The following is a 20449-nucleotide window of genomic DNA, read 5'->3' as shown; positions in this document are numbered from 1 at the left end:
TACACTTTAAAATTGTAGTTAACCGACCTCTTGATTGGATCGGGGAGATCACGATGAGCGATTATCTCTGGCGGGACAATCTCGCCTGCGTCGCCACCTACAATGTGCTGGAGGGCGAGATCTTCCTTGACGAGTTCGAGGACGCAGCTTTTCCCTTCGCCGAGGCTGGCAGCCTCAAGATGGGTCAGTTGCGCTATTTCCCGCACACCACGTCCAATCCCGACATCGTCGAGTTGCTTGCGCTCGAACAGGCCCGAAAGTTTCTCCGCTTCATCGGCAAGGCCTATCTGATACGAAAGCAGCGCCCCGCCGATACGACGGCGACCGCCATACGCGCTCTGGCGAAAATCTTCTCCAACGAGAACGCCACCGTCCTGCAACTGGCTGAAGTCGTCGACAAGCTGATCCTGTTCACCGACGAAATCTGAGGCTCAAGATGAAAGCCGTCATACTCGCCCTGGTGCTGGCGACCGCCAGTCCGGTCGCAGCGCTTGCGTCCGAAGCATCGAAGGATCCACCACTTAAGCTGAACCCCCTGCTGATCGAAGGAGATGAAGGCGCGACCCTAGAGCATGGCTCGCTTTGACGGAATCGGGATTCCCAAGTTTGCGGTGATCTGATTCAACATTCGTGCTGGATGGGAGGCCAGCCCGGATGACGGCTCCTTATTCGATGGATCTTCGTGAGCGAGCGTTGGCGCGTAAGGCGGAGGGCGAGACACACCGGGAGATCGCGGCGGCGCTTCGGATCAGTCCGTCTTGCGTGTCCAAGTGGACGAAGCGAGTTGGAGAGACAGGTTCGGTGGCGCCGGGCCAGGTCGGCGGCCACAAGCCTCGCACGCTATCAGGAGACTGCGCCGAATGGCTGCGCACCCGCATCGCCTCAGGGCCGTTCACGCTCAGAGGACTGACGGCCGAACTTGCCGCGCGCGGGATCAAGACCGGCCCGCGAGCGGTGTGGGTGTTCGTGCACGCTGAAGGACTGAGCTTCAAAAAAACACTGCTGCCTGAGGAGCAGGCCCGGCCTGACGTCGCGCGCCGCCGCGCACGCTGGAAGGCGCATCAGGGGCGGATCGACCCGTCGCGACTGGTGTTCCTGGATGAGACCTGGGTCAAGACCAACATGGCGCCCTTGCGCGGCTGGGGGCCGAGGGGGCGACGCTTGAAGGGCCACTCGCCCTTCGGTCACTGGAAAACCCTGACCTTCATCGCCGCCCTGCGCCATGACCGGATCGACGCGCCCTGGGTTATCGATGGTCCGATCAACGGCGCGATCTTCCTCGTCTACATCGAGAAAATACTGGCGCCGACCCTGTCGCCTGGCGACGTCGTCGTCCTCGACAACCTCGGCAGTCACAAGGGCAAGGCCGCCCGCGCCGCTGTCAGGGCCAAAGGCGCACACATGATCTTCCTGCCCCCTTACTCCCCCGACCTGAACCCCATCGAACAGGTCTTCGCCAAGCTCAAACACCTCATGCGCAACGCCCAGCCCAGAACCTTTGAAGCCACATGGCGAAAGGCCGGAGAGATCATCAATCTCTTCAGCCCCGCCGAATGTGCGAACTACCTCGTCAACTCAGGATACGGTTCCGTGTGAAGGAAGCACGCTCTAGCGGCGCTGACCCCGAACCGGGCCGCCGCCTGACGGCACGACATCCCGCCTTCAATCGCCGCGATCACACGATCACGCAAATCTACCGATAGCGCCTTGCTCATTCATGCCGGCCTCCGCATCCAGCACGAAGGTTGAATCAGAACCCGGATCCCTTGGGAATCCCAAACGATTCAATCAGGTCGCCAAATGCTCTAGGTGTTTGGTCCCAGGCTTTGATGGATCGGACCGATCCTGAATCGGTCGGGCTCTTTTGTCCACATTTCGCAGATGAACTCGAAGGGCGTGAGGCCCTTGAGGGTCTTGAGGCGGCGGCGGCGTATGAGCTTTGCGAAGTAGCCCTCGACAGCGTTCAGCCACGAGCAGGACATGGGGGTGAAATGGAACGTCCACCTTGGATGCCTGGCCAGCCACTGGCGCACCTTTGGGTGTTTGTGGGTGGCGTAGTTGTCGAGGATGGCGTGGACCGATTTGCCGGGCGGGACGGCGGCCTCGACGGCGTTGAGGAAGCGGATGAACTCCTGATGGCGGTGGCGCTGCATGCAGCGCCCCACGACCTTGCCCTCCAACACATCGAGGGCGGCGAACAGGGTGGTTGTGCCGTGGCGCTTGTAGTCGTAGGTCATGGTCCCGGCCCGGCCCTTCTTCATGGGCTGGCCAGGCTGGGTGCGGTCCTGGGCCTGGATCTGGCTCTTCTCGTCGAGCGACAGCACCACGGCCTTGGCCATGGCCGCCGCCGTCCAGTGGGTGGCCTCCTGCGGCGGCGTCGTGTTGGACAGAGCCAACACGCGCTCGATGGTTGCCAGCGGCACGGGCGGGATGCCCGAGGGGCGGGTCTCGTCGCGCACCAGGCCCTCGAAGCCCTCCAGCATGAAGCGCTCCTACCAGCGCCAAACGCAGGTCTTGTCCTTGCCAGTGGCGGCCATGATGGCGTTCGTGCCGACGCCATCGGTCGTCAGCATGATGATCCGCGCCCGCCAGACATGCTTTTGGGGGCTGTTGCTATTTTGGGGGCTGTTGCTATCCTGAGGATCCCCTCAAGATGGAGGCGATCCTCAGGCGTGACCGTAATGGAAATCCCTGTGCGCACGCCCCCAGTTCGCACAATCACGGATTCTGGGAAATCCCAAACGGGAGTCTTGTGTTAGGGCGAAACCACTAGCATACGGGCAGGTGCCGACCGCACTCGGAGGAGGGCAACCCTTGCGCAAAATAATCTGGACCTGCTGGTTTCAAGGCCTGGAAGAAGCGCCGGATTTGGTACGTGCGTGTGTTTCGAGCTGGCGGCAGCGCAATCCAGGTTGGGATTTACGATGTCTCGATGCGGGCACGATTGGCAAGTATGTCGATCTCGCAGAATATGTCGATCTGAGCCGACAGCGGATTACGGCAGCTTCACTCTCGGATATCCTGCGCATTTTGCTGCTCCACGAATATGGCGGAGTGTGGGTGGATGCTACGACATTTTGTAACACCCCGCTGGATGAATGGATCTCCCCCGCAATTCAAACAGGGTTCTTTGCCTTTGCTCGACCAGGTGAAGATCGTGAACTTGCCAGTTGGTTTATCGCGGCAAGGCCCGGCAATCGCCTACTGGCTGCTTGGGCAGCGCGGGCCCTTGCCTACTGGAGGGACCGCGCCTCGACGCAAGACTACTTCTGGCTGCACCATCAATTTGGCGAATTAATTGCCAGCGATTCCCAAGCCTTTGCTGATTGGCATGCGACGCCGCGTATTGGCGCAGATGGACCGCATAGCGTGCAACAGGCTGGTTTCTCCAGTGAATTTAGTTCTGTGCAAGATGAAGTGGATTGGTCAGCCCCAGTATTCAAGCTGACCTATCGATACAACCAAACTGAGTTGAGCGAAAATAGTCTGATTGTAAGGCTCTTAGCCTTGCATTCAAACCACCCTGCCACGGAAACATCAGATGAGTTGCCGACAGAAGCAGTGCCTGCGCCTTTGCCAATTTATTGTTTGAAGGTTGGGACCGAAAATCTGGGCGATCACATCCAAATCATAGCTGGGGCGCGAATATTGGCCAGAGCTGGCCTAGCGCCCAGCAAATGGGTGGATCGTGATGATGAAATTGCCGATGTCCCCACTGCTGGCCCCGGCGGCATTTTGCTCAACGGCTGGTTTAAGACCAACCCGGAGCAATGGCCACCGCATGTAGGTTACGTTCCTATCTATCTTGGCTTCCACATTCGCCTGTTCCAATCGCCCTCCCTGATCGCGCCGCAGGCGATCGCGAATTACAAGACGCATGGACCGGTCGGATGTCGAGACCGCTATACGCTGTCGTTACTACAGTCTCACGGAGTGGAGGCCTTTCTAAGCCACTGTATGTCCATCACCTATCCTAGGCGCCTGCCGGATCCAGAGGCGCAGCGAGAGGTCTTCGTGGTTTCGCGCGATCAGAGACTGTGCGATTATATTCCCGATGATTTGGGCCCATACACCTTTATAAATCACTATTCGGGTGATCGGGATTTTTGGGCCAACATGGTTCGCTCACGCGCCTTGCTCGACACGTATCGCACCCGAGCACGGCTGATTGTAACCACGCTACTGCATTGTGCTTTACCGGCCATTGCGATGGGCATACCGGTCATCGTGTTTTATCCACTCAATGACGGAGCGACGCATGACTCTGATAGTCAGCGTTTTTCTTCGTTGGCAGACATCGTGCGAATCTATGATCTTACGGAAGCACGGCTGATCGATTGGTGCGGCGCTAGCCCGGACGTGGGGGGGCTCAAGTTGGCACTGATGGACCACTTCTTTTCGATGGCAAAGCGTTGGGGCACATTGCAAACGCCGCGAATTGAAGGGATTGCCCCCTCCACAGAACTGCCAGTTCCCGATTGCAATACTACTTATTCTTATTTCAACGATCCTGAGCGGTTGGAAAGGCTAGCACGTGCCAAGGCTCCCGATCGTCAAAAATGGGGTGCGGCCTCAAGTTATAATCCGCAGTGGGCGGAGCGAGCGCAATTGGCTGCCAATTTCGTTGCCGATGGCGAGAGAGTCTTGGAAGTGGGCGTAGGAGGCGGCGCCTTTCGCGATCTAATTGTGGGGCGATGCCCATGGGTAGGCACTGATCTACAGCCGGTTCTTCCAGCCGTGCAGTCGTTGAATGTTGAGAGCGATGAGCTTCCCGCCGGACCTTGGGATGTCGTAGTGATGTTGGGCGTGCTCGAATATATCCATGATACGTCCGGAGTGCTGGCCAAGCTATTCGGCGCGGGTTCCAAGTTGGTGATGACCTATTGTTTGCCTCGCAACGGCGATGTGGCGCAGGTGAGGCGCAGCAGGGGCTGGGTTAATGATTTGACGTTGAAATATTTGGAGGCCCAAGCAGAAATTGCCGGATTTGTTTTGGCGCAGACTGCTCCGTTCAACAGCGCCGACGATTTTGATCAGAAGGTATTAGTCTTTACGCGCAAAATATGACCGGTGACGTGCCCCCCTTCCTGATCCCTCGGATCTGCTCTTTTGTGAATCTCGCTCGCTTCATTCTGTCCGTCCTTCGTGACCTGCCCCTGAGACTTTCCTCCACGCGGAGCTAGAGTCCGGCCCTTGAAAGGACGGACGGAATGAAGCGAGCGAGATTCACGGAAGAGCAGATCATCGGGATCCTGCGGGAGAACGAGGCGGGCGCCAAAGCGGGCGAGCTGGCGCGCAAGCACGGCGTTTCGGAGGGCACGATCTACGCCTGGAAAGCCAAGTTCGGCGGGATGAGCGTGTTGGACGCCCAGCGGCCGCGCGCCCTGGAAGACGAGAACGGCAGGCTGAAGCGTCTTCTGGCCGACGCCATGCTGGACAAGGCGGCGCTGAACGATCTGCTTTCAAAAAAGTGGTAGGGCCCGCTGCGATGCGCCAGGCCGTCGCTCATTTGAAGGCGGCGTTTGGCGTCAGCGAACGGCGGGCCTGTTCCATCATCAAGGCCGACCGCAAGTCGGTGCGCTATCGGTCCCGCCGTCCGCCGGACAGGGCGCTGCGGGAGCGGCTGCGCGTACTTGCCGCTGAGCGGCGACGGTTCGGCTATCGCCGGCTGTTCGTGTTGTTGCGACGTGACGGCGAGCTTTCGAGCACGAACCGGATCTACCGGCTTGACGTGACCCCCTGAAACTCCTCCAGGAATAGCTAGAGTCCGCCCCTCGAGAGGACGGACAGAATGAAGAGATCACGGTTCACGGAAGAACAGATCATCGGGATCCTGCGCGAGCAGGAGGCCGGTGTTCCGGTGGCGGATCTGTGCAGGAAGCACGGGCTGAGCTCGCCGACCTTCTACAAGTGGAAAGCCAAGTATGGCGGCATGGACGTGTCGGAGGCCCGGCGTCTGAAGGCGCTGGAAGAGGAGAACGCCAAGCTGAAGCGTATGCTGGCGGACTCGATGCTGGACAACGTCGCGCTGAAGGATCTGCTGGGAAAAAAGTGGTGACGCCCGCTGCGCATCGAGAGGCGGCGGCGCACCTGCAGTCGGCCTACGAGATGAGCGAGCGGCGGGCCTGCCGGGTGCTGGGCGTGGATCGGACGAGCGTGCGCTACCAGGCGACACGCCCGGACGACGACGGCGTCCTGCGCGATCGGCTGAAGGCTCTGGCTCAGGAGCGTCGGCGGTTCGGTTATCGTCGCCTGCACGTCCTGCTTCGGCGCGAGGGGCATGCGGTCAACAAGAAGCGGGTCCAGCGGATCTATCGCGAGGAGAAGCTGACGGTGCGCCGGCGCGGCGGGCGCAAACGCGCCATGGGCGCCCGGCGTCCACTGGAGATTCCCCTGGTCGCCAACCAGCGCTGGTCGCTGGACTTCGTCTCCGATCAGATGACCGATGGGCGGCGCTTCCGCATCCTGACGGTGATCGACAACTGCACCCGCGAATGCCTCGGGCTCGTCGCCGACACCTCGCTGTCAGGGCGACGGGTGGCGCGCGAGTTGGACGCCATCATCCTGCGGCGGGGACGCCCGGACACGATCACCAGCGAACCGAAGGTCGGCGCAGCCACAACGGCACGGAATATACGTCCAACGCCATTCTGGCCTGGGCGGACGAGGCCGGCGTCGGCTGGCATTACATCGCGCCAGGCAAGCCTCAGCAGAACGGCTTCAACGAGAGCTTCAACGGCCGCCTGCGTGACGAACTGCTGAACGAAACGCTGTTCCGATCACTATCGCACGCCCGTTCGGTGCTCGAAACTTGGCGGCGCGACTACAACGAAACCCGGCCGCACTCGAAGCTGGGATGGCTGACGCCGCAGGCTTACGCAGATGCGCTCAACGGACAGATCGGCCGGTCCGCTGCGCGGGTTGGAGGCTGCGCTGACCGGCCTCTTGCCAACACCACAAACCCCAGTTCAGATCACCAAAGGACTCTCGTTATCGCTGGATGAAAAACGGGGGTCACGTCACGACGGACAACGCGTTCGCCGAGTCCTTCAACGGCAAGGTCCGGGCCGAATGCCTGAACACGGCCTGGTTCCTCTCCCTCGACGACGCGCGCCGAAAATGCGAGACTTGGCGTAGAGACTACAACGAAGAACGACCCCACAGCGCGATCGGCGACAAGTGCCCGATTGAGCTCATGAACGGCGCCGGGCCACATGGCCCGCCCGGCGCCTAAACACCGAGACGTTCCGCCGAGGCCCGGTCCAACATCAGGGGCAAGGTCAACTAACCTAAGGGCTCTGGTCGTCGCTGGATGAAAACTCAGGGGCACGTCAGTAACTATTCTGTTAGAAGCTGAAACAATGAATACGTTCAATCAAATATATAGATACATCTAATGTAGATGGTTGGTGATTGAAAAATAATCAGCGTCCAAATATTAGGAGGGTTTAAACACTTCGGACCCTAGGAACGCGAATAAACCAGAAACAGCGCTATGCGATTTGGCGATGGTAAGTTCCATACCGTCCGGCTCAAACCAGGTGTTCTCGAGCTTCACTTCATAAATGCCGGGTCGAGCCGGCGTGACATTCATCACCGTTGGTGTGAGCGGTGGCCCCCAACGTATTTGAAACTCTTGACGAGCCCCCTCCTCGTCCACAGCGAAACGTGCTGTTACTCCCCATGTGCCCGGCGTTGCCCATATATAGGTGCCCCTCACAACGGCACGAGGCGGTCCAGTCATGTCTCGCCATTGGAAATCGCCAGACACTGATAGTTCGTCGCACTCGAACAGGAACAGTTCGGAAGGCCACACAGCCTTCTCCGTCTGCGACAGGAACTGCATCGCCTGTCCGGCGATAAGATCCCAGCGCCCGGTGCCCTGGACCGGCATTGCGCCCGACGGAACGTCTATGTTGAACCGCTGAAACAAGGGCAGACGCGCTCCGGCGTTAAAGTAGACCTGCGCGCCTCGGCCCCACTCGAGTGCCTCCACAGCATAGCGAGACATCTCAATCAGATGGATCCGAGCGTCGTTGTCCGAAACTGCGTCCAGGCCGTCAAAAACGCCAACCCCCTGGTACAGGACCACTCTTTCGGCCTCGGGGCTGGGTTGCAGGTAGCGCCTGTCAGATGCAACAAATATCGTATTGCCACACTCACCGTCCAGCCGCTGCGTTTCCTGTGTCAAGAAAACGACCTGAGCATCTTGCCGGAAGCCCGCCTCAATGAATATTTCACGCCAAGACTGCTCAGTCCGAGGGGCGGCTATCAGGACACATCTAGACATCCACCCCGTCAGCGAGTGTGTGCGCTCGTCGGCCGGAGGCGCTATACAGTTCTGAGCCATTTGTAAATCTCTACGGCCTCTCCGATATCTTCAAAGATCTTGGCTTTTCCGCCCTCCACCAAAAGCGCGCGATCACAATACACAGAAATAAGATCCGTATTGTGGGAAGCGAGCAGGAAGGCTCGCTCCGCTCTTTGTTGGAACAACTCGTGCTGACACTTTCTTTGAAAACGGGCATCCCCGACCGCAACCAATTCGTCGATCAGGTAGCAGTCGAATTCGATGGCTAGGGACAAGCCAAAAGCTAGCCGCGCCCGCATACCCGACGAGTAGTGCTTCACCGGCAAACGCAGTGATCGCCCTAACTCTGCAAAGTCGTCAACCCTGTCGCGGACCTCGTTGAATGGCCGTCCGTAAATCCGCGCTAGAAAGCGTATGTTGTCTAAGCCCGACAAACTTCCCTGAAAGCCGCCGTTGAAACCGATCGGCCAAGACTGACTCATGCCCCAGTCTATCCGCCCCTGAGTTGGCGACATGACGCCACCCAACAGCTTGATCAAGGTCGATTTCCCCTGACCGTTTCGTCCAAGGATCGCCAACCGTCCTTGCCGACCCAAGGAAAAATTCAGATTGCTGAAAACCGGACGATGGGCGGTGCGATAGGTCAGGCCGAGATTACTAACGGAAAGACCAGCACCAGAGACTGCATCCGTCATTAAACCTGCCTATGCTCACGCACGCCAGCCCACACAAGCCACCCTAGCCCATATAGCAGCAAGCTGGTCGCCAGGACCGCCAACACCGACAGCCAGCGTCGAGGCTCCAAGGGAGTTTGCGGCAGGTTAGGAGAGACCACGCGCTCAAGGTAGGCCTGCTTTCGACGCGCCTCCTGTTCGGCCGCCAACAGAGATGTTGTGGCCGCGGCCAATTCTCGCGTCGCGAGCTCTCGATTGAAGGACAACTCTTCATAAGCGCCGACCTTGGGCGCTAGAGTGGCCGTCCCTCCTGCCACCTTTGAACGTTCTGTTGCCACTTGGCGATTATAGGCTGCGATTCGCGCGTCGATCGCCGGCAGTTGCGGACTATCCGGCGCCTGTGACGCGACCTGACTACGCTCAGCCTGCAACTCCGCGATTCTCGCATTAAGTTGGCCTACCAATTCGGCGTTCTCGGTCACCAGGGTCTGAGGATCGATAAACTCCTGCTGATTACGGAAATCAGTCAGAGCCGCCTGAGCCTGGGTCAGATTACGTACAGCGTTCTCCCGCGTAACCCTTGCCTGGCGAACGGCATCATTGACAGACCTTTCGTTCAGACGATTGACCAGTGACTCACCGCTATCCAGAAGTAGGGACGCGATCTGACTCGCGTCTTCAGGACGAAACGCCTCTACACGCAAAGTACTGATGCCCGTAGACGAGTCATAACCAACGACGACGAGCCGGTTCAACGCCTTCAGCAGCCCCTCTTCGCTGCGCGCCTCTCCGACACGAGGATAGCGAGAGAAGGGATCGACGCCCGGCCTACCCAGCAAGGCCGCCACATCGACGCTGCGTTGTAGATCACGCAAGCCATCGGCTGAAGTGAGATACTCATGAACTGCAAAGGCGTCCGATTGCCCCGTACTGATGCCCACCCCTTGCAGGGCCATCCCTAGAGAGCTGGGCGTCTGGTTGGAAGAGCGCACGACAAAACGAGCTTCCGAGACATAACGCGGAGAAGCGATCAGCAGAAAATAAACAGCAGCTAGCAAGGTCGGGGCAACTACCACAAGCAGTAAGGCCAGCGGCACGCGCCGCCATAGGGGAACCTTCCGCTCATAGGTCAGGGCTTCGGGCAACGGGCCCACATAGTTGAGTTTCGGCTCAGTCATGTTCTGTTCCAGGCTCGAAGGCCGCTATTCCACATCTACCCGGTCTCGGGCGTCGGCAAGAAGGATTAGGCCCAGGAAGTTCATTGCGCCCGCCAATGCCAACGCATAGGCGGCGTCATAGTGCGTCTCGACGAAGGGCCCGAAGACACCGGCCCGAACCATCTCGATACCGTGTGGTATGGGCACCAAGAGGTACAGTTCCTGGAAGCGCTCCGGCAGCCACGACACCATAAAAAAGGCTCCGGACAGCGGGATCAGGATATAGGTGAGCAGCGGCACGATGCGCTCCATCACTTCCCACCGAAGCGACAGCGCAGCTAGCAAGGTCGACAGACCAATGCTGTTTAACGCCAGAACCCCCCACCCGGCATAGACCAGAAGGATATCCTTGGGCCACGAAACCTGACCCAGACAAATCAATACAAAATACACGACGACAAATGCTCCAGTCGCCCCCAGAAACTCCAATATGCTTCTAGCGAAAAACAAATGCGTAATTGAAACCTGTCGGTGGAACAGCAGGCCTATGTTTCCCTGGACCGCCCCTTGTGCATAGGAAATCTGGTGCCGCAGCAATAGCAAGCACATGTATCCGGTCACCACGAATGGCCCGACGCGTACCCCGTGCTCGTACTCGGGTTTTATGATCGACCACATCACCAGCACACCCAAGCAAAACAACAAGGGCTCACCGATCAGCCACAGGAACCCGAAACCTTCGCGCCCGAACCGGGTCACGATCTCTCGCATCATCAGTGCGCTGACGATGCGGCCTTGGCGGCGGGCAAAATTGGATACGCTCATGGACCAGGCTGATGCGTGACGAAGGCTCGCCGAAGTGGCGCACCATAGACTTGCGGTTAGCGAGGGCAAGGCCCAGACGAGTCAGTCGGCTCGTCGATCGGCAAAAACGACCACAGTCTGCCCATCGCCTTGATGTGGCAAACCCAAATCATAGCTCACTACATCCATATCGAGACGCTGAGCCCAGGCTTCGATCTGCGGACGCTCAGTGATCATGTTTAGTTGATCATCCTTCACCCCCGACTCGGCGCGATCCACCATGCCCTGGAAAATCGACCAGTTATTCTCGCTCTCTAAAAAGGAGAATACAATTCGGCCGCCAGGACGCAGAACGCGCCTAGCCTCCTTGAGGTAAGCAAAGCTCTCCTGATGCAGCAGGTGCGTGATGACGCTGAAAATTGCGACCATGTCGGCCGAGCCGTCATCAGCCGGCAGCTTCAGGGTGTGGTTCAGCACAAAGTGGAAATGGTCTGGGGACTGGCTTTGAGCATAATCCAGTAACTCCTGGACGATGTCGATGCCGAGATATTGGATGTTCGGGTATTTGAGACCCAGGTGCTTGGCCAGTCGCCCACTGCCGCAGCCGAGATCGACCACAGACATATTCTCCTTCAAACCGCACCGCTCAAGTACCTCGACGAGCAAAAACCCGGTCTGATCGTAAGCGCCGCCGACAGCGTAGGCCATGGCCTCGTCCAGCGGATGCTTCTGCATGAGATCCCGCACATAGGCGGTATAGTCCGACACGAAGTGAGGCTGTTGATCACGCTGCGCCAGTTCAGCCTGGAGACGCAGAACTTCAGCCTCAAGCTTGGCATGCGTGGCTTCTTTTCGACTCGCCGAGGCTGCCGTCTTCGTCTTCGAAAATCCGAACATTCCAAATCCTTAGGGGAGGCGTGAACAGCTTCGTCCATAACAAGGCGGCCTTGCCTGTGAAAGACGAAAAGGGCTGCACGCCAATTCTACAAGTTCAACAGCGCCGGATCCCCGCCCTGGGCCGCAATGTTCACACTGACGGCCTTTTCCGCCGCATAGCGAATCAAACTGTTCGGTCCTCCGGCCTTGGGGCCGGTGCCTGAAAGCCCTTCGCCGCCGAAAGGTTGCACCCCGACCACGGCGCCGGTGATCGACCGGTTGACGTAGACGTTGCCGGCGGGGACCAGGTCGATCACTTCGGCGGCGAAGGCTTCGATGCGGCTGTGGACGCCCAGGGTCAGGCCGTAACCGCGTGCGGCGAGCTTGCCAGCGACCGACTTGAGGCCGGCCGAGTCGTATCGATAGATGTGCAGGATCGGGCCGAACACCTCGCGCTCCAGGAAGTCGGGCGTGGGGATTTCAGCGATGGTGGGGGCGAACAGGTCGCCCTTTTCGGCGCCCAGGGCCAGGTCGGCGCGGGCGATGATCTTGGCTTCCTTGGACAGGCGTTCGACATGGGCTTCCAGGGCGCGGCGGGATTCGGGGTCGATCACCGGGCCGATGTCGGTCTTGGGATCGGCCGGGTCGCCGACGGTCTGGACGGCCAGGGCGCCCTTCAATCCTTCGATCAGGGTGTCGGCCGAGTCCTTGGGGACATAGAGGACGCGCAGGGCCGAGCAGCGCTGGCCGGCCGAACCGAAGGCTGACTGGATCACATCGTCGATGACCTGTTCCTTCAGGGCCGTGGTGTCGATGAACATGCCGTTCAGGCCGCCGGTCTCGGCGATGAAGGGGATGATGGCGCCGGGGCGGGCGGCGAGGGCGCGGTTGATGGCGGCGGCCGTGTCGGTTCCGCCGGTGAAGGCGACGCCGTCGATTCCGGAATGGGTGACAAGCGTGGCGCCGACCGTCTCGCCGCGGCCGGGAACCAGGGCCAGCAAGTCCGGGTTCAGCCCGGCCTTGTGATACAGGCGCACGGCCTCGGCGGCGATCAGCGGCGTCTGTTCGGCGGGCTTGGCCAGGACGGCGTTGCCGGCGGCCAGGGCGGCGGCGATCTGACCGGTGAATATGGCCAGGGGGAAGTTCCACGGCGAGATACAGGCGAAGACGCCGCGTCCGTGCAGGATCAGTTGGTTGGTCTCGCCGGTCGGACCCTTCAGGGTCTGGGGGGCGGTGAAGTCGCGTTCGGCCAGCAGGGCGTAGTAGCGGCAGAAGTCGGCGGCCTCGCGCACCTCGGCGACGCCGTCGTTCAGGGTCTTGCCCGCCTCGCGGCTGAGCAGGGCGACCAGCCGGTCCAGATCGGCCTCCAGCGCATCGCCCATGGCGCGCAAGGTCACGGCGCGCTTGGCGCCGCCCTGACGGTCCCATTGAACCTGGGCGTTCGCAGCGGCCTCGACGGCGGCGTCGATGTCGGTCGCCTCGGCTTCCGAGACATGGCCCAGCACCTGCGACCGGTCGAAGGGATTGGTCACGGCCTGGGCATGGATCCCGGCGCGCAGCTTGCCGCCGATGATCGGGCCGGAGGTCAGTTTCTCGCGGTCGATCCCCTCCAGCGCGCGCGCATGGACGTCACGGACGGCGGCTTGCGAATAGTCGCGGCCGAGGGAGTTCTGACGATCGCCGTACATGTCTTGCGGAACCGGAATCTTGGGGTGACGGTCGGGCGCCTGCTCGACCAGGGAGATGGGATCGGCCGCGACGGCCGAGGCGGGCACGCGCTCGTCCAGCAGGGCATGGACGAAGGAGGAGTTGGCGCCGTTTTCCAGCAGACGCCGCACCAGATAGGGCAGCAGTTCCTCATGTCCGCCGACAGGGGCGTAGGCGCGGACGATGACGGTCTCATTGGCCCAGGCCTCGTGCGCGGCGTCATATAGGGCCTCACCCATGCCGTGCAGGCGCTGGTGCTCGACCGTGACGCCGCGATCCCGCGCCATGCGCCGCACGGCGGCCAGGGTGTGGGCGTTGTGGCTGGCGAACTGGCTGTAGATCGCCGGCGCCGCCTCGATCATGGCCTTGGCGCAGACGAGATAGTTCAGGTCGGTCGCCGCCTTGGTGGTGAAGACCGGATAGTCGGTGCGGCCGAAGACCTGGGCGCGCTTGATCTCGGTGTCCCAATAGGCGCCCTTGACCAGCCGCACCATCAGCCGCCGACCCGAGCGCCGGGCCAGGTCGGCGACCCGCTCGATCGTCTCCAATCCGCGCTTCTGATAGGCCTGGACCGCCAGGCCCAGGCCGGTCCAACCGCCCAGGCTGGGCTCATGCGCCAGCCGGTCCAGCAGTTTCAGCGACAGGGCCAGACGGTCCGCCTCCTCGGCGTCCATCGTATAGTTGATGTCGTATTGGGCCGCGATCTGGGCCAGGCGCAGGATCCGGGGATAGAGGGTCGCCCAGACGTCGTCCTCGTGCGTCGCCTCATAGCGGGGCGACAGGGCCGACAGTTTCACCGACACGCCGTGACCGTGCTCCGGCCCCTGGCCCTTTGAGGTCTTGCCCACGGCCTCAATGGCGTCGGCGTAGATCTTCTCGTAGCGGTCGGCGTCGGCGGTGGTGCGGGCGCCTTCGCCCAGCATGTCGAAGCTGCACAGCCAGCCTTCCTTGTTCGACCGCTTCAGCGCGCCCTGGATGGTGCGGCCGACCACGAACTGCTCGCCCATGATCTTGACCGCGGTGGCCACGGCCTGGCGGATGACCGGCTCGCCCAGACGACCGGCGATCCGTTTCAGGAAGCCGGGCAGGTCGCTGCGGGCCTCATCGTCCACATCGACCAGTTTGCCGGTCAGCATCAGGCCCCAGGTCGAGGCGTTGACGAACAGGCTGTCGGACTGGCCCAGGTGGCTGGCCCAGTCGGCCGAGCCGATTTTTTCGGCGATCAGTCGGTCGCGCGTCTCTTCGTCCGGCACGCGCAGCAGGGCCTCGGCCAGACACATCAGCGCCAGACCCTCGCGAGTGCCCAGGCTGAACTGCTGCAGGAAGCTTTCGACCACCCCCTGCTTCTTCTGGCTGCGACGCGCGTGTTCGACCAGGGCTGTGGCTTCGGCCACGACGTCGGCCCGTTCGGTCACGTCCAGCGGCATGCGGGCCAGATTGGCGGCGACGGCGTCGTGCTCATCGCGGAACTTGTGTTCGTCCAGGCCGTCCCAGGCGGCCAGGCTCGAAGGCGTGAAGGCGGGCGAGGTCATCGGCGGCATATCCTGTGGATTCACGCCGTATATGCCGGAGTTCATTGAAGGTGCTTCGTATGATACGAGGCTTGACCGAAGATCGTTCGGTGCAGGGCCTCGATTTCCGATGATCGATATAGACGCCGTCGACCGCCGCATTCTTCGGGTGCTTCAGACGGACGGCCGGCTGTCCAACGCTGAGCTGGCGCGCCAGTGCAACCTGTCGCCCGCCGCCTGTTTCGAGCGGGTCCGGCGGCTGCGCGAAAAGAAGATCATCACCGGCTATGCCGCCATGATCGACCCGGCCAAGGTCGGCCGCGATCTGCTGATCTTCGTCGAGGTCTTGCTGGACCGCACCACCGGCGACGTCTTCGAAGCCTTCGCCGCCGCCGTCCGCAGCCAGCCCGAGGTGCTGGAATGCCATATGGTCGCCGGCGGTTTCGACTATCTGATCAAGGCGCGCGTCGGCGACATGGACGCCTATCGCGCCTTCCTGGGCGACGTTCTGGTGCGTATGCCGGGCGTGCGCGAGACCCGGACCTATGCCGTGCTGGAGGAGGTGAAGTCGACGACGGTGCTGCCGTTGTAGCGAACGTCTCGCCATCGTCATTCGAACCGTCTAGAAGTTCCGCCCTTACTTAACGGCTCAGGGTCCGCCCGCCTCAATGCGCATCGTTCTGGCCACCGACGCCTGGGAACCTCAGGTCAACGGCGTCGTCCGCACCCTGACCCGCACCGTCGCGGAATGCCGCGGCATGGGCCATGAGGTTGAGGTCATAGAGCCGAGCCTGTTCAAGACCATTCCCTGCCCCACCTATCCGGAGATCCGGCTGGCCCTGGGGGCGGAGGAAGAGATTCGCGAAATGCTGCGGGCCTTCGAACCTGAGGCGGTCCACATCGCCACCGAGGGGCCGATCGGCATCGCCACGCGACGAATCTGCGTCGAGTGGAAACTGCCGTTCACCACCAGCTATCACACCAAATTCCCGGAATATGTCTCGGCCCGGTTCCCGATCCCGGTTCAGGTCGGCTACGCCTATATGAAATGGTTCCACAAGCCGTCCGGCCGGCTGATGGTGGCGACCCCGACCCTGCGCGACGAACTGGTCGAGCACGGGTTCAAGAACGTCTCGCCCTGGTCGCGCGGCGTGGACACCGAGATGTTCAGCCCCGATCTGGACCGGATCTATGACGAGATGGGCGGCAAGGACTGGACGCGGCCCTTCTTCCTGAACGTGGGACGGGTGGCGGTGGAGAAGAATATCGAGGCCTTCCTCGAACTGGACCTGCCCGGCACTAAGATCATTGTCGGTGACGGGCCCGCCCGCGCCGAGCTGCAGGAAAAGTATCCCGAGGCGAAATTCCTCGGGGCCAGGTTCGGTGATGATCTGGCCCGTTGCTTTCGCGACGCCGACGTCTTCGTCTTCCCCAGTTGGACCGACACCTTCGGTCTGGTGATCCTGGAGGCCATGGCCGCCGGCACGCCGGTCGCCGCCTATCCGGCCCATGGTCCGATCGACATCATTCCCGGCTCGAACGCCGGGGTCATCGACCAGGATTTGAAGACCGCCTGCCTGAAATGCCTCGACCTCGACCGCCGAAACGTCCGCGCCTATGCTGAGAAGTTCAGCTGGCGGGCGTCGGCCGAGCAGTTCGTCGAGAACCTGGAACCCTATCCCGAACCCGAGCGCGGCCGCTTCTGGCGCCGGCTTCGGCGCATTGCGCGGATCAGAAAACGCGCGGCGGCCTGACGGCGCTTTCAATCAGAAAATCTGAACGCTGAACCAATCCGCCCCATGACCGCTTCCAGCAGACCTGATGCTGGAGGCCCGATTGCCGCACTTCTATTTCCACACCGAAAACGGCGACTGTATTCGGGATGATCAGGGCGAGGATCTGCCCGATGTCGATACTGCACGTGAAGAGGCGGTGGCGGTTCTGGGGGGATTCTGCGGTACCAGGGGTGCGGCCTTTTGGGAGACGGCCTCGTTCAGCGTGATCGTGACCGATGCCGACGGGCGTACCGTGGTCAGCGTTACGGCCAAGGCTTCCGACGCCCCGCCAGAGGGTTGGGTCGAGACGTGACTCAGGCGGGATCCCCACCGAAGATCGCCACCCTGACGGCCGGTCGGCAGATCACGATCCCGGCGGACCGTCTGGTCGAGCTGATCGACTGGTGCGCGAGTTGGACGCCATCATCCTGCGGCGAGGGCGCCCGCACACGATCATCAGCGAACCGAAGGTCGGCGCAGCCACAACGGCACGGAATATACGTCCAACGCCATCCTGGCCTGGGCCGACGACACCGGCGTCGGCTGGCACTACATCGCGCCAGGCAAGCCTCAGCAGAACGGCTTCAACGAGAGCTTCAACGGCCGCCTGCGTGACGAACTGCTGAACGAAACGCTGTTCCGATCACTATCGCACGCCCGTTCGGTGCTCGAAACTTGGCGGCGCGACTACAACGAAACCCGGCCGCACTCGAAGCTGGGATGGCTGACGCCGCAGGCTTACGCAGATGCGCTCAACGGACAGATCGGCCGGTCCGCTGCGCGGGTTGGAGGCTGCGCTGACCGGCCTCTTGCCAACCCCACCAGCCCCAGCTCAGATCACCAAAGGACTCTCGTTATGGCTGGATGAGAGCCGGGGGTTACGTCAGATGGAAGTCCCGCCGCGCCAGAGCGACATCGCCGATCTCCTGGCCGTTCGCCGGGCCGGCGTCTCGACTGCCTGCGGGGAGCTTCAGACGGCCGGGGCGATCCGCGTGCGAAGGGGTGTGACTCTACTGTCGGACACCGCCGCACTGCGCAAGGCGTCAGACTTTACCCGACCGCAGAGTTCCTCGCCTCACAACCCCGACGCATTCGAGTCGCTCACATGACCGCAATAGGCGGAGCAACCCGACCTGTCCTATGCTTCTTCATCTTGCTTCTGCGGCGAGTCCAGGCGCGAGCAGGTGCGTAAGGATCGATAGGATTGGCTATAAAGTGCTTCGCAGGCGCGCGATTACCGAATAACGGGCTGAAATAGGGATCAGACGCATTCAGAAGATCTCTCCACCGGCCGATCATAAGTGCTGTGTCTTCTGGGTGCCGCAGTTGCTTCGACTTCATCCGCGTAGCAGATTCATGATGGTAAAGCATGGCATGGCCGTCAAAGAGCACTTTGTGGCCGCCCTCCTTGATACGCAGACACAAGTCGATGTCGTTGAAGCCGACCGCCAGAAGCGGGTCGAAGCCTCCGACTTGATGGAATATATCGGCGCGCACCATCAGGCAGGCGCCCGTGACCGCCATGAAATCCCGGACGGACACTAAACCACTGATATGCCCTGGGTGCCGGATGTTTCCGATGCACGAAGGCTCATTCTTGTAGACGTGTTCGGCCGGACCGCCGACGTTCAAAACCACGCCGCCGTGCTGGATGGAATCATCGGAGTAGAGCAGTAGAGCGCCGACCGCGCCGACATCCTCACGCAGGCACACTCCCTGCATATGCTCCAACCAACCGGCTTCGATCGCCTCCAAGTCGTTGTTGGCGAACAGATAGGCGTCATAACCTTCACCAAGGGCGCTGACAGCCTCGTTGTTCATCTTCGAAAAATTGAACGGGCCAGAGAATTTCTGAATCCGGACGCGGGGAGGTAGACTCAAGAAATAGTCTAATACTTCCTGATCGACGGAATCGTGATCCACAATCACGATATCTGCGGAGGTGGTGGCCAAGAGGGAGTCGACGCAAGGCTTGATTAGATCCAGTCGATCCTTGGTCGGCACGATGATCAATGTCCGCCCCTTAAGCGGGAAATCGTGGCGGAAGGTGTTAAACGTCAATCCGTCAGACACTTCCACGCTTTGACCCAAACGTTCATGATGGCGTTCCAGCGCTCCGCGAGTCGCGGCCATGACTGCGTCCACCTTAGCGTGCCCGGCGCTATTTTCGTGCGTCCGCCAACGATATAGGGGTGCGGGAATGTGAGCCACGCTAATTGCCGCCTCAAGGACGCGGAGGACAAAATCTACGTCCATCGAGATTGACATGGAGGGATCCAGCCCGCCCACGCGTTTAGCCAGCGATCGTTTAACCGCGATCAAATGCACAAAATACGGGTGCGAGATGTAGTAGTCGTAGGAAAAGGCCGGTCGAGCAACAACTTCGAGGATCTCCTCGATATCTGCCCCTGTCAGAACCTCATCGCTGTATATTAGATCATAACCTCCACGAGCTGTTTCCAGCATGCGATAAACCGCTTCGGGCTCGAGAGCGTCGTCATGATCCATGAAAGCGACGTAGTCGCCCTTTGCTAGCTTCAGGCCAGCGTTTGTCGCCTTCGATATTCCTCCATTCTTGGGCATCTGTAGAATTCTTATGCGTCGATCCTTTGCCGCATATGCAGACAGTACGCCCATGACTGCGGGGTCAGGAGACGCGTCATCAATGCAAATCAGCTCCCATCGGCTACAGAACTGCCCCACCACACTGTCCAGCGCCTGCTTCAGCCAATTGATCGGCGGATTATAGATCGGCATGATTATCGACAGAGACAGCCCCTCTGTCTCCTGATCGAAAAGTCGTCGAAGCTCCGCACGTGTATCGGCGTCAACCACCTGCCAACGCTTCAGCCACAGAGAGACATGGTCGTCCTCAGCAGGCTGGAACGGCGAATTGACCAATGGGCGTTTGCTCTCTGACAATCGGGCAATCACTGGTCCTTTATCGCCCCGGTAATGAGCATTCAGTGCGACGCGAAATCCGGCATGAGTTGCACCGTAACCCGCCGCATGGACATCCGGCCTCGCGATAGAAGTTTGGCCCAATCCGACCACGACCCCGGCCTGCAGAAACTCGATCTTGGCCGGAACATCGGGACTGTCCGGATCGACCACCCAGCCAAAGATTGAATTCGCCGTTAGACCGTCGATACAGCCGACAAGGGAGGGAGGGGCGGACGCGCCCTCTACCGAATCGGAAAGTCGCAACAACTCCCGTCCTGCCTCAGCGTTTCCGTCCAGTTCGAAGCTACGTCGAAAATAGGCCGCAGCTCCCTCTCGGTCGCCGCTGAAACGGGCAAGATGGGCCCGCTGCAACCAAGTGTGAGCGGAACGGGGTCTAATCTTGCAGGCCTTTTCGTAGGCGACCTCGGCGTTATCATAACGCCCGGCGTCCTTGAGCGCATTTCCGAGACGAACCCAAGTTTGTCCATCACGAGGACGCAGCGCCAAATGGCGCTGAAACGCCTCAATTGCCTCATCCGTTCGCCCCTCGCGAAGCGCGCCACGTCCCTTCTCGCGAAGAGCAGTGTCATTGGACTTCCTAAACAGGCCGCCAACACGCGCCAGCCAACCGGCCTCCATATTCTTTACCACGGTTACGGGCATCCTCTTCACGCGTTATGGTTTGCGTTGT

The 20449-nt window shown here is 60.7% G+C and carries 15 protein-coding genes and 6 pseudogenes; 12 read left to right on the top strand and 9 right to left on the bottom strand.

The genetic code is table 11. The features are described 5' to 3' along the window. Nucleotides 1-53 precede the first annotated feature (53 nt). The 3 genes from OU998_RS02490 (at nucleotide 54) to OU998_RS02480 (ending at nucleotide 1596) form a co-directional block, all read left to right on the top strand. A complete protein-coding gene (locus OU998_RS02490) occupies nucleotides 54-428 on the top strand; it encodes a hypothetical protein (RefSeq protein WP_267515270.1) in 375 nt (124 codons plus the stop codon). Nucleotides 429-436: 8 nt separating this feature from the next. Next, on the top strand, nucleotides 437-586 hold the full coding sequence (locus OU998_RS02485) for a hypothetical protein (RefSeq protein ID WP_267515269.1): 150 nt from the start codon (nucleotides 437-439) through the stop codon (nucleotides 584-586). Nucleotides 587-654: 68 nt separating this feature from the next. Continuing rightward, the gene (locus OU998_RS02480; RefSeq protein WP_267513427.1) at nucleotides 655-1596 is read left to right on the top strand and encodes an IS630 family transposase; all 942 of its coding nucleotides are present in this window, start codon (nucleotides 655-657) and stop codon (nucleotides 1594-1596) included. A gap of 8 nt (nucleotides 1597-1604) precedes the next feature. On the opposite strand, the pseudogene OU998_RS02475 reads toward OU998_RS02480, so the two are convergent. Together OU998_RS02475 and OU998_RS02470 are read right to left on the bottom strand one after the other, a co-directional pair. Beyond that, nucleotides 1605-1715: pseudogene (locus tag OU998_RS02475) on the bottom strand (helix-turn-helix domain-containing protein); the annotation flags it as partial. Nucleotides 1716-1805: 90 nt separating this feature from the next. Beyond that, nucleotides 1806-2701, bottom strand: a pseudogene (locus OU998_RS02470) (IS630 family transposase). A 113-nt stretch (nucleotides 2702-2814) separates the two neighbouring features. Here OU998_RS02470 and OU998_RS02465 point away from each other — a divergent pair. The 4 genes and pseudogenes from OU998_RS02465 to OU998_RS02450 form a co-directional block, all read left to right on the top strand. Continuing rightward, complete coding sequence (locus OU998_RS02465) at nucleotides 2815-5067, top strand: capsular polysaccharide synthesis protein (protein WP_267515268.1); 2253 nt, start codon at nucleotides 2815-2817, stop codon at nucleotides 5065-5067. 143 nt (nucleotides 5068-5210) lie between these two features. Beyond that, a pseudogene (locus OU998_RS02460) lies at nucleotides 5211-5728 on the top strand (transposase); the annotation flags it as partial. 63 nt (nucleotides 5729-5791) lie between these two features. Then, nucleotides 5792-7004 (top strand): annotated as a pseudogene (locus OU998_RS02455) (IS3 family transposase). A gap of 20 nt (nucleotides 7005-7024) precedes the next feature. Then, nucleotides 7025-7234 (top strand): annotated as a pseudogene (locus tag OU998_RS02450) (integrase core domain-containing protein); the annotation flags it as partial. A 204-nt stretch (nucleotides 7235-7438) separates the two neighbouring features. Here OU998_RS02450 and OU998_RS02445 read toward each other — a convergent pair. From OU998_RS02445 to putA, 6 genes are all read right to left on the bottom strand, one after another. Further along, nucleotides 7439-8191: a hypothetical protein gene (locus OU998_RS02445; RefSeq protein WP_267515267.1), complete on the bottom strand. Its 753-nt coding sequence runs from the start codon at nucleotides 8189-8191 to the stop codon at nucleotides 7439-7441. Between the two features lie 140 nt (nucleotides 8192-8331). Beyond that, entirely contained in the window at nucleotides 8332-9006 is a 675-nt protein-coding gene (locus tag OU998_RS02440; protein ID WP_267515266.1) for an ABC transporter ATP-binding protein, read from the bottom strand. Then, nucleotides 9006-10163, bottom strand: coding sequence for a chain-length determining protein (locus tag OU998_RS02435; protein WP_267515265.1), 1158 nt, complete (start codon nucleotides 10161-10163; stop codon nucleotides 9006-9008). The genes OU998_RS02440 and OU998_RS02435 overlap by 1 nt, the downstream gene beginning before the upstream one ends. Before the next feature lie 24 nt (nucleotides 10164-10187). Then, entirely contained in the window at nucleotides 10188-10967 is a 780-nt protein-coding gene (locus OU998_RS02430; protein WP_267515264.1) for an ABC transporter permease, read from the bottom strand. Between the two features lie 81 nt (nucleotides 10968-11048). Beyond that, on the bottom strand, nucleotides 11049-11843 hold the full coding sequence (locus tag OU998_RS02425) for a class I SAM-dependent methyltransferase (protein ID WP_267515263.1): 795 nt from the start codon (nucleotides 11841-11843) through the stop codon (nucleotides 11049-11051). 86 nt (nucleotides 11844-11929) lie between these two features. Then, nucleotides 11930-15061, bottom strand: coding sequence for a bifunctional proline dehydrogenase/L-glutamate gamma-semialdehyde dehydrogenase PutA (putA, locus tag OU998_RS02420; protein ID WP_267515262.1), 3132 nt, complete (start codon nucleotides 15059-15061; stop codon nucleotides 11930-11932). A gap of 109 nt (nucleotides 15062-15170) precedes the next feature. Here putA and OU998_RS02415 point away from each other — a divergent pair, with 109 nt between their 5' ends. From OU998_RS02415 to OU998_RS17025, 5 genes and pseudogenes are all read left to right on the top strand, one after another. Continuing rightward, nucleotides 15171-15632, top strand: coding sequence for an Lrp/AsnC ligand binding domain-containing protein (locus OU998_RS02415; RefSeq protein WP_035305865.1), 462 nt, complete (start codon nucleotides 15171-15173; stop codon nucleotides 15630-15632). Nucleotides 15633-15708: 76 nt separating this feature from the next. Beyond that, nucleotides 15709-16794: a glycosyltransferase family 4 protein gene (locus OU998_RS02410; RefSeq protein WP_267515261.1), complete on the top strand. Its 1086-nt coding sequence runs from the start codon at nucleotides 15709-15711 to the stop codon at nucleotides 16792-16794. A gap of 82 nt (nucleotides 16795-16876) precedes the next feature. Next, nucleotides 16877-17128 (top strand): DUF6894 family protein, encoded by a 252-nt coding sequence (locus tag OU998_RS02405; protein WP_267515260.1) that lies wholly within the window; start codon nucleotides 16877-16879, stop codon nucleotides 17126-17128. A gap of 70 nt (nucleotides 17129-17198) precedes the next feature. After that, a pseudogene (locus OU998_RS02400) lies at nucleotides 17199-17683 on the top strand (integrase core domain-containing protein); the annotation flags it as partial. A 19-nt stretch (nucleotides 17684-17702) separates the two neighbouring features. Further along, on the top strand, nucleotides 17703-17924 hold the full coding sequence (locus OU998_RS17025) for a helix-turn-helix domain-containing protein (RefSeq protein WP_420709782.1): 222 nt from the start codon (nucleotides 17703-17705) through the stop codon (nucleotides 17922-17924). Here OU998_RS17025 and OU998_RS02395 read toward each other — a convergent pair. Beyond that, the gene (locus OU998_RS02395) at nucleotides 17917-20421 is read right to left on the bottom strand and encodes a glycosyltransferase (protein WP_267515259.1); all 2505 of its coding nucleotides are present in this window, start codon (nucleotides 20419-20421) and stop codon (nucleotides 17917-17919) included. The genes OU998_RS17025 and OU998_RS02395 overlap by 8 nt on opposite strands. Nucleotides 20422-20449 lie beyond the last annotated feature (28 nt).

Source organism: Brevundimonas sp. SL130 (genome assembly GCF_026625805.1).
In the GTDB taxonomy this organism is placed as follows: Bacteria; Pseudomonadota; Alphaproteobacteria; order Caulobacterales; family Caulobacteraceae; genus Brevundimonas.
The sequence above is the reverse complement of the archived record's forward strand: the minus strand, read 5'-3'. Positions and strand labels throughout refer to the sequence as shown.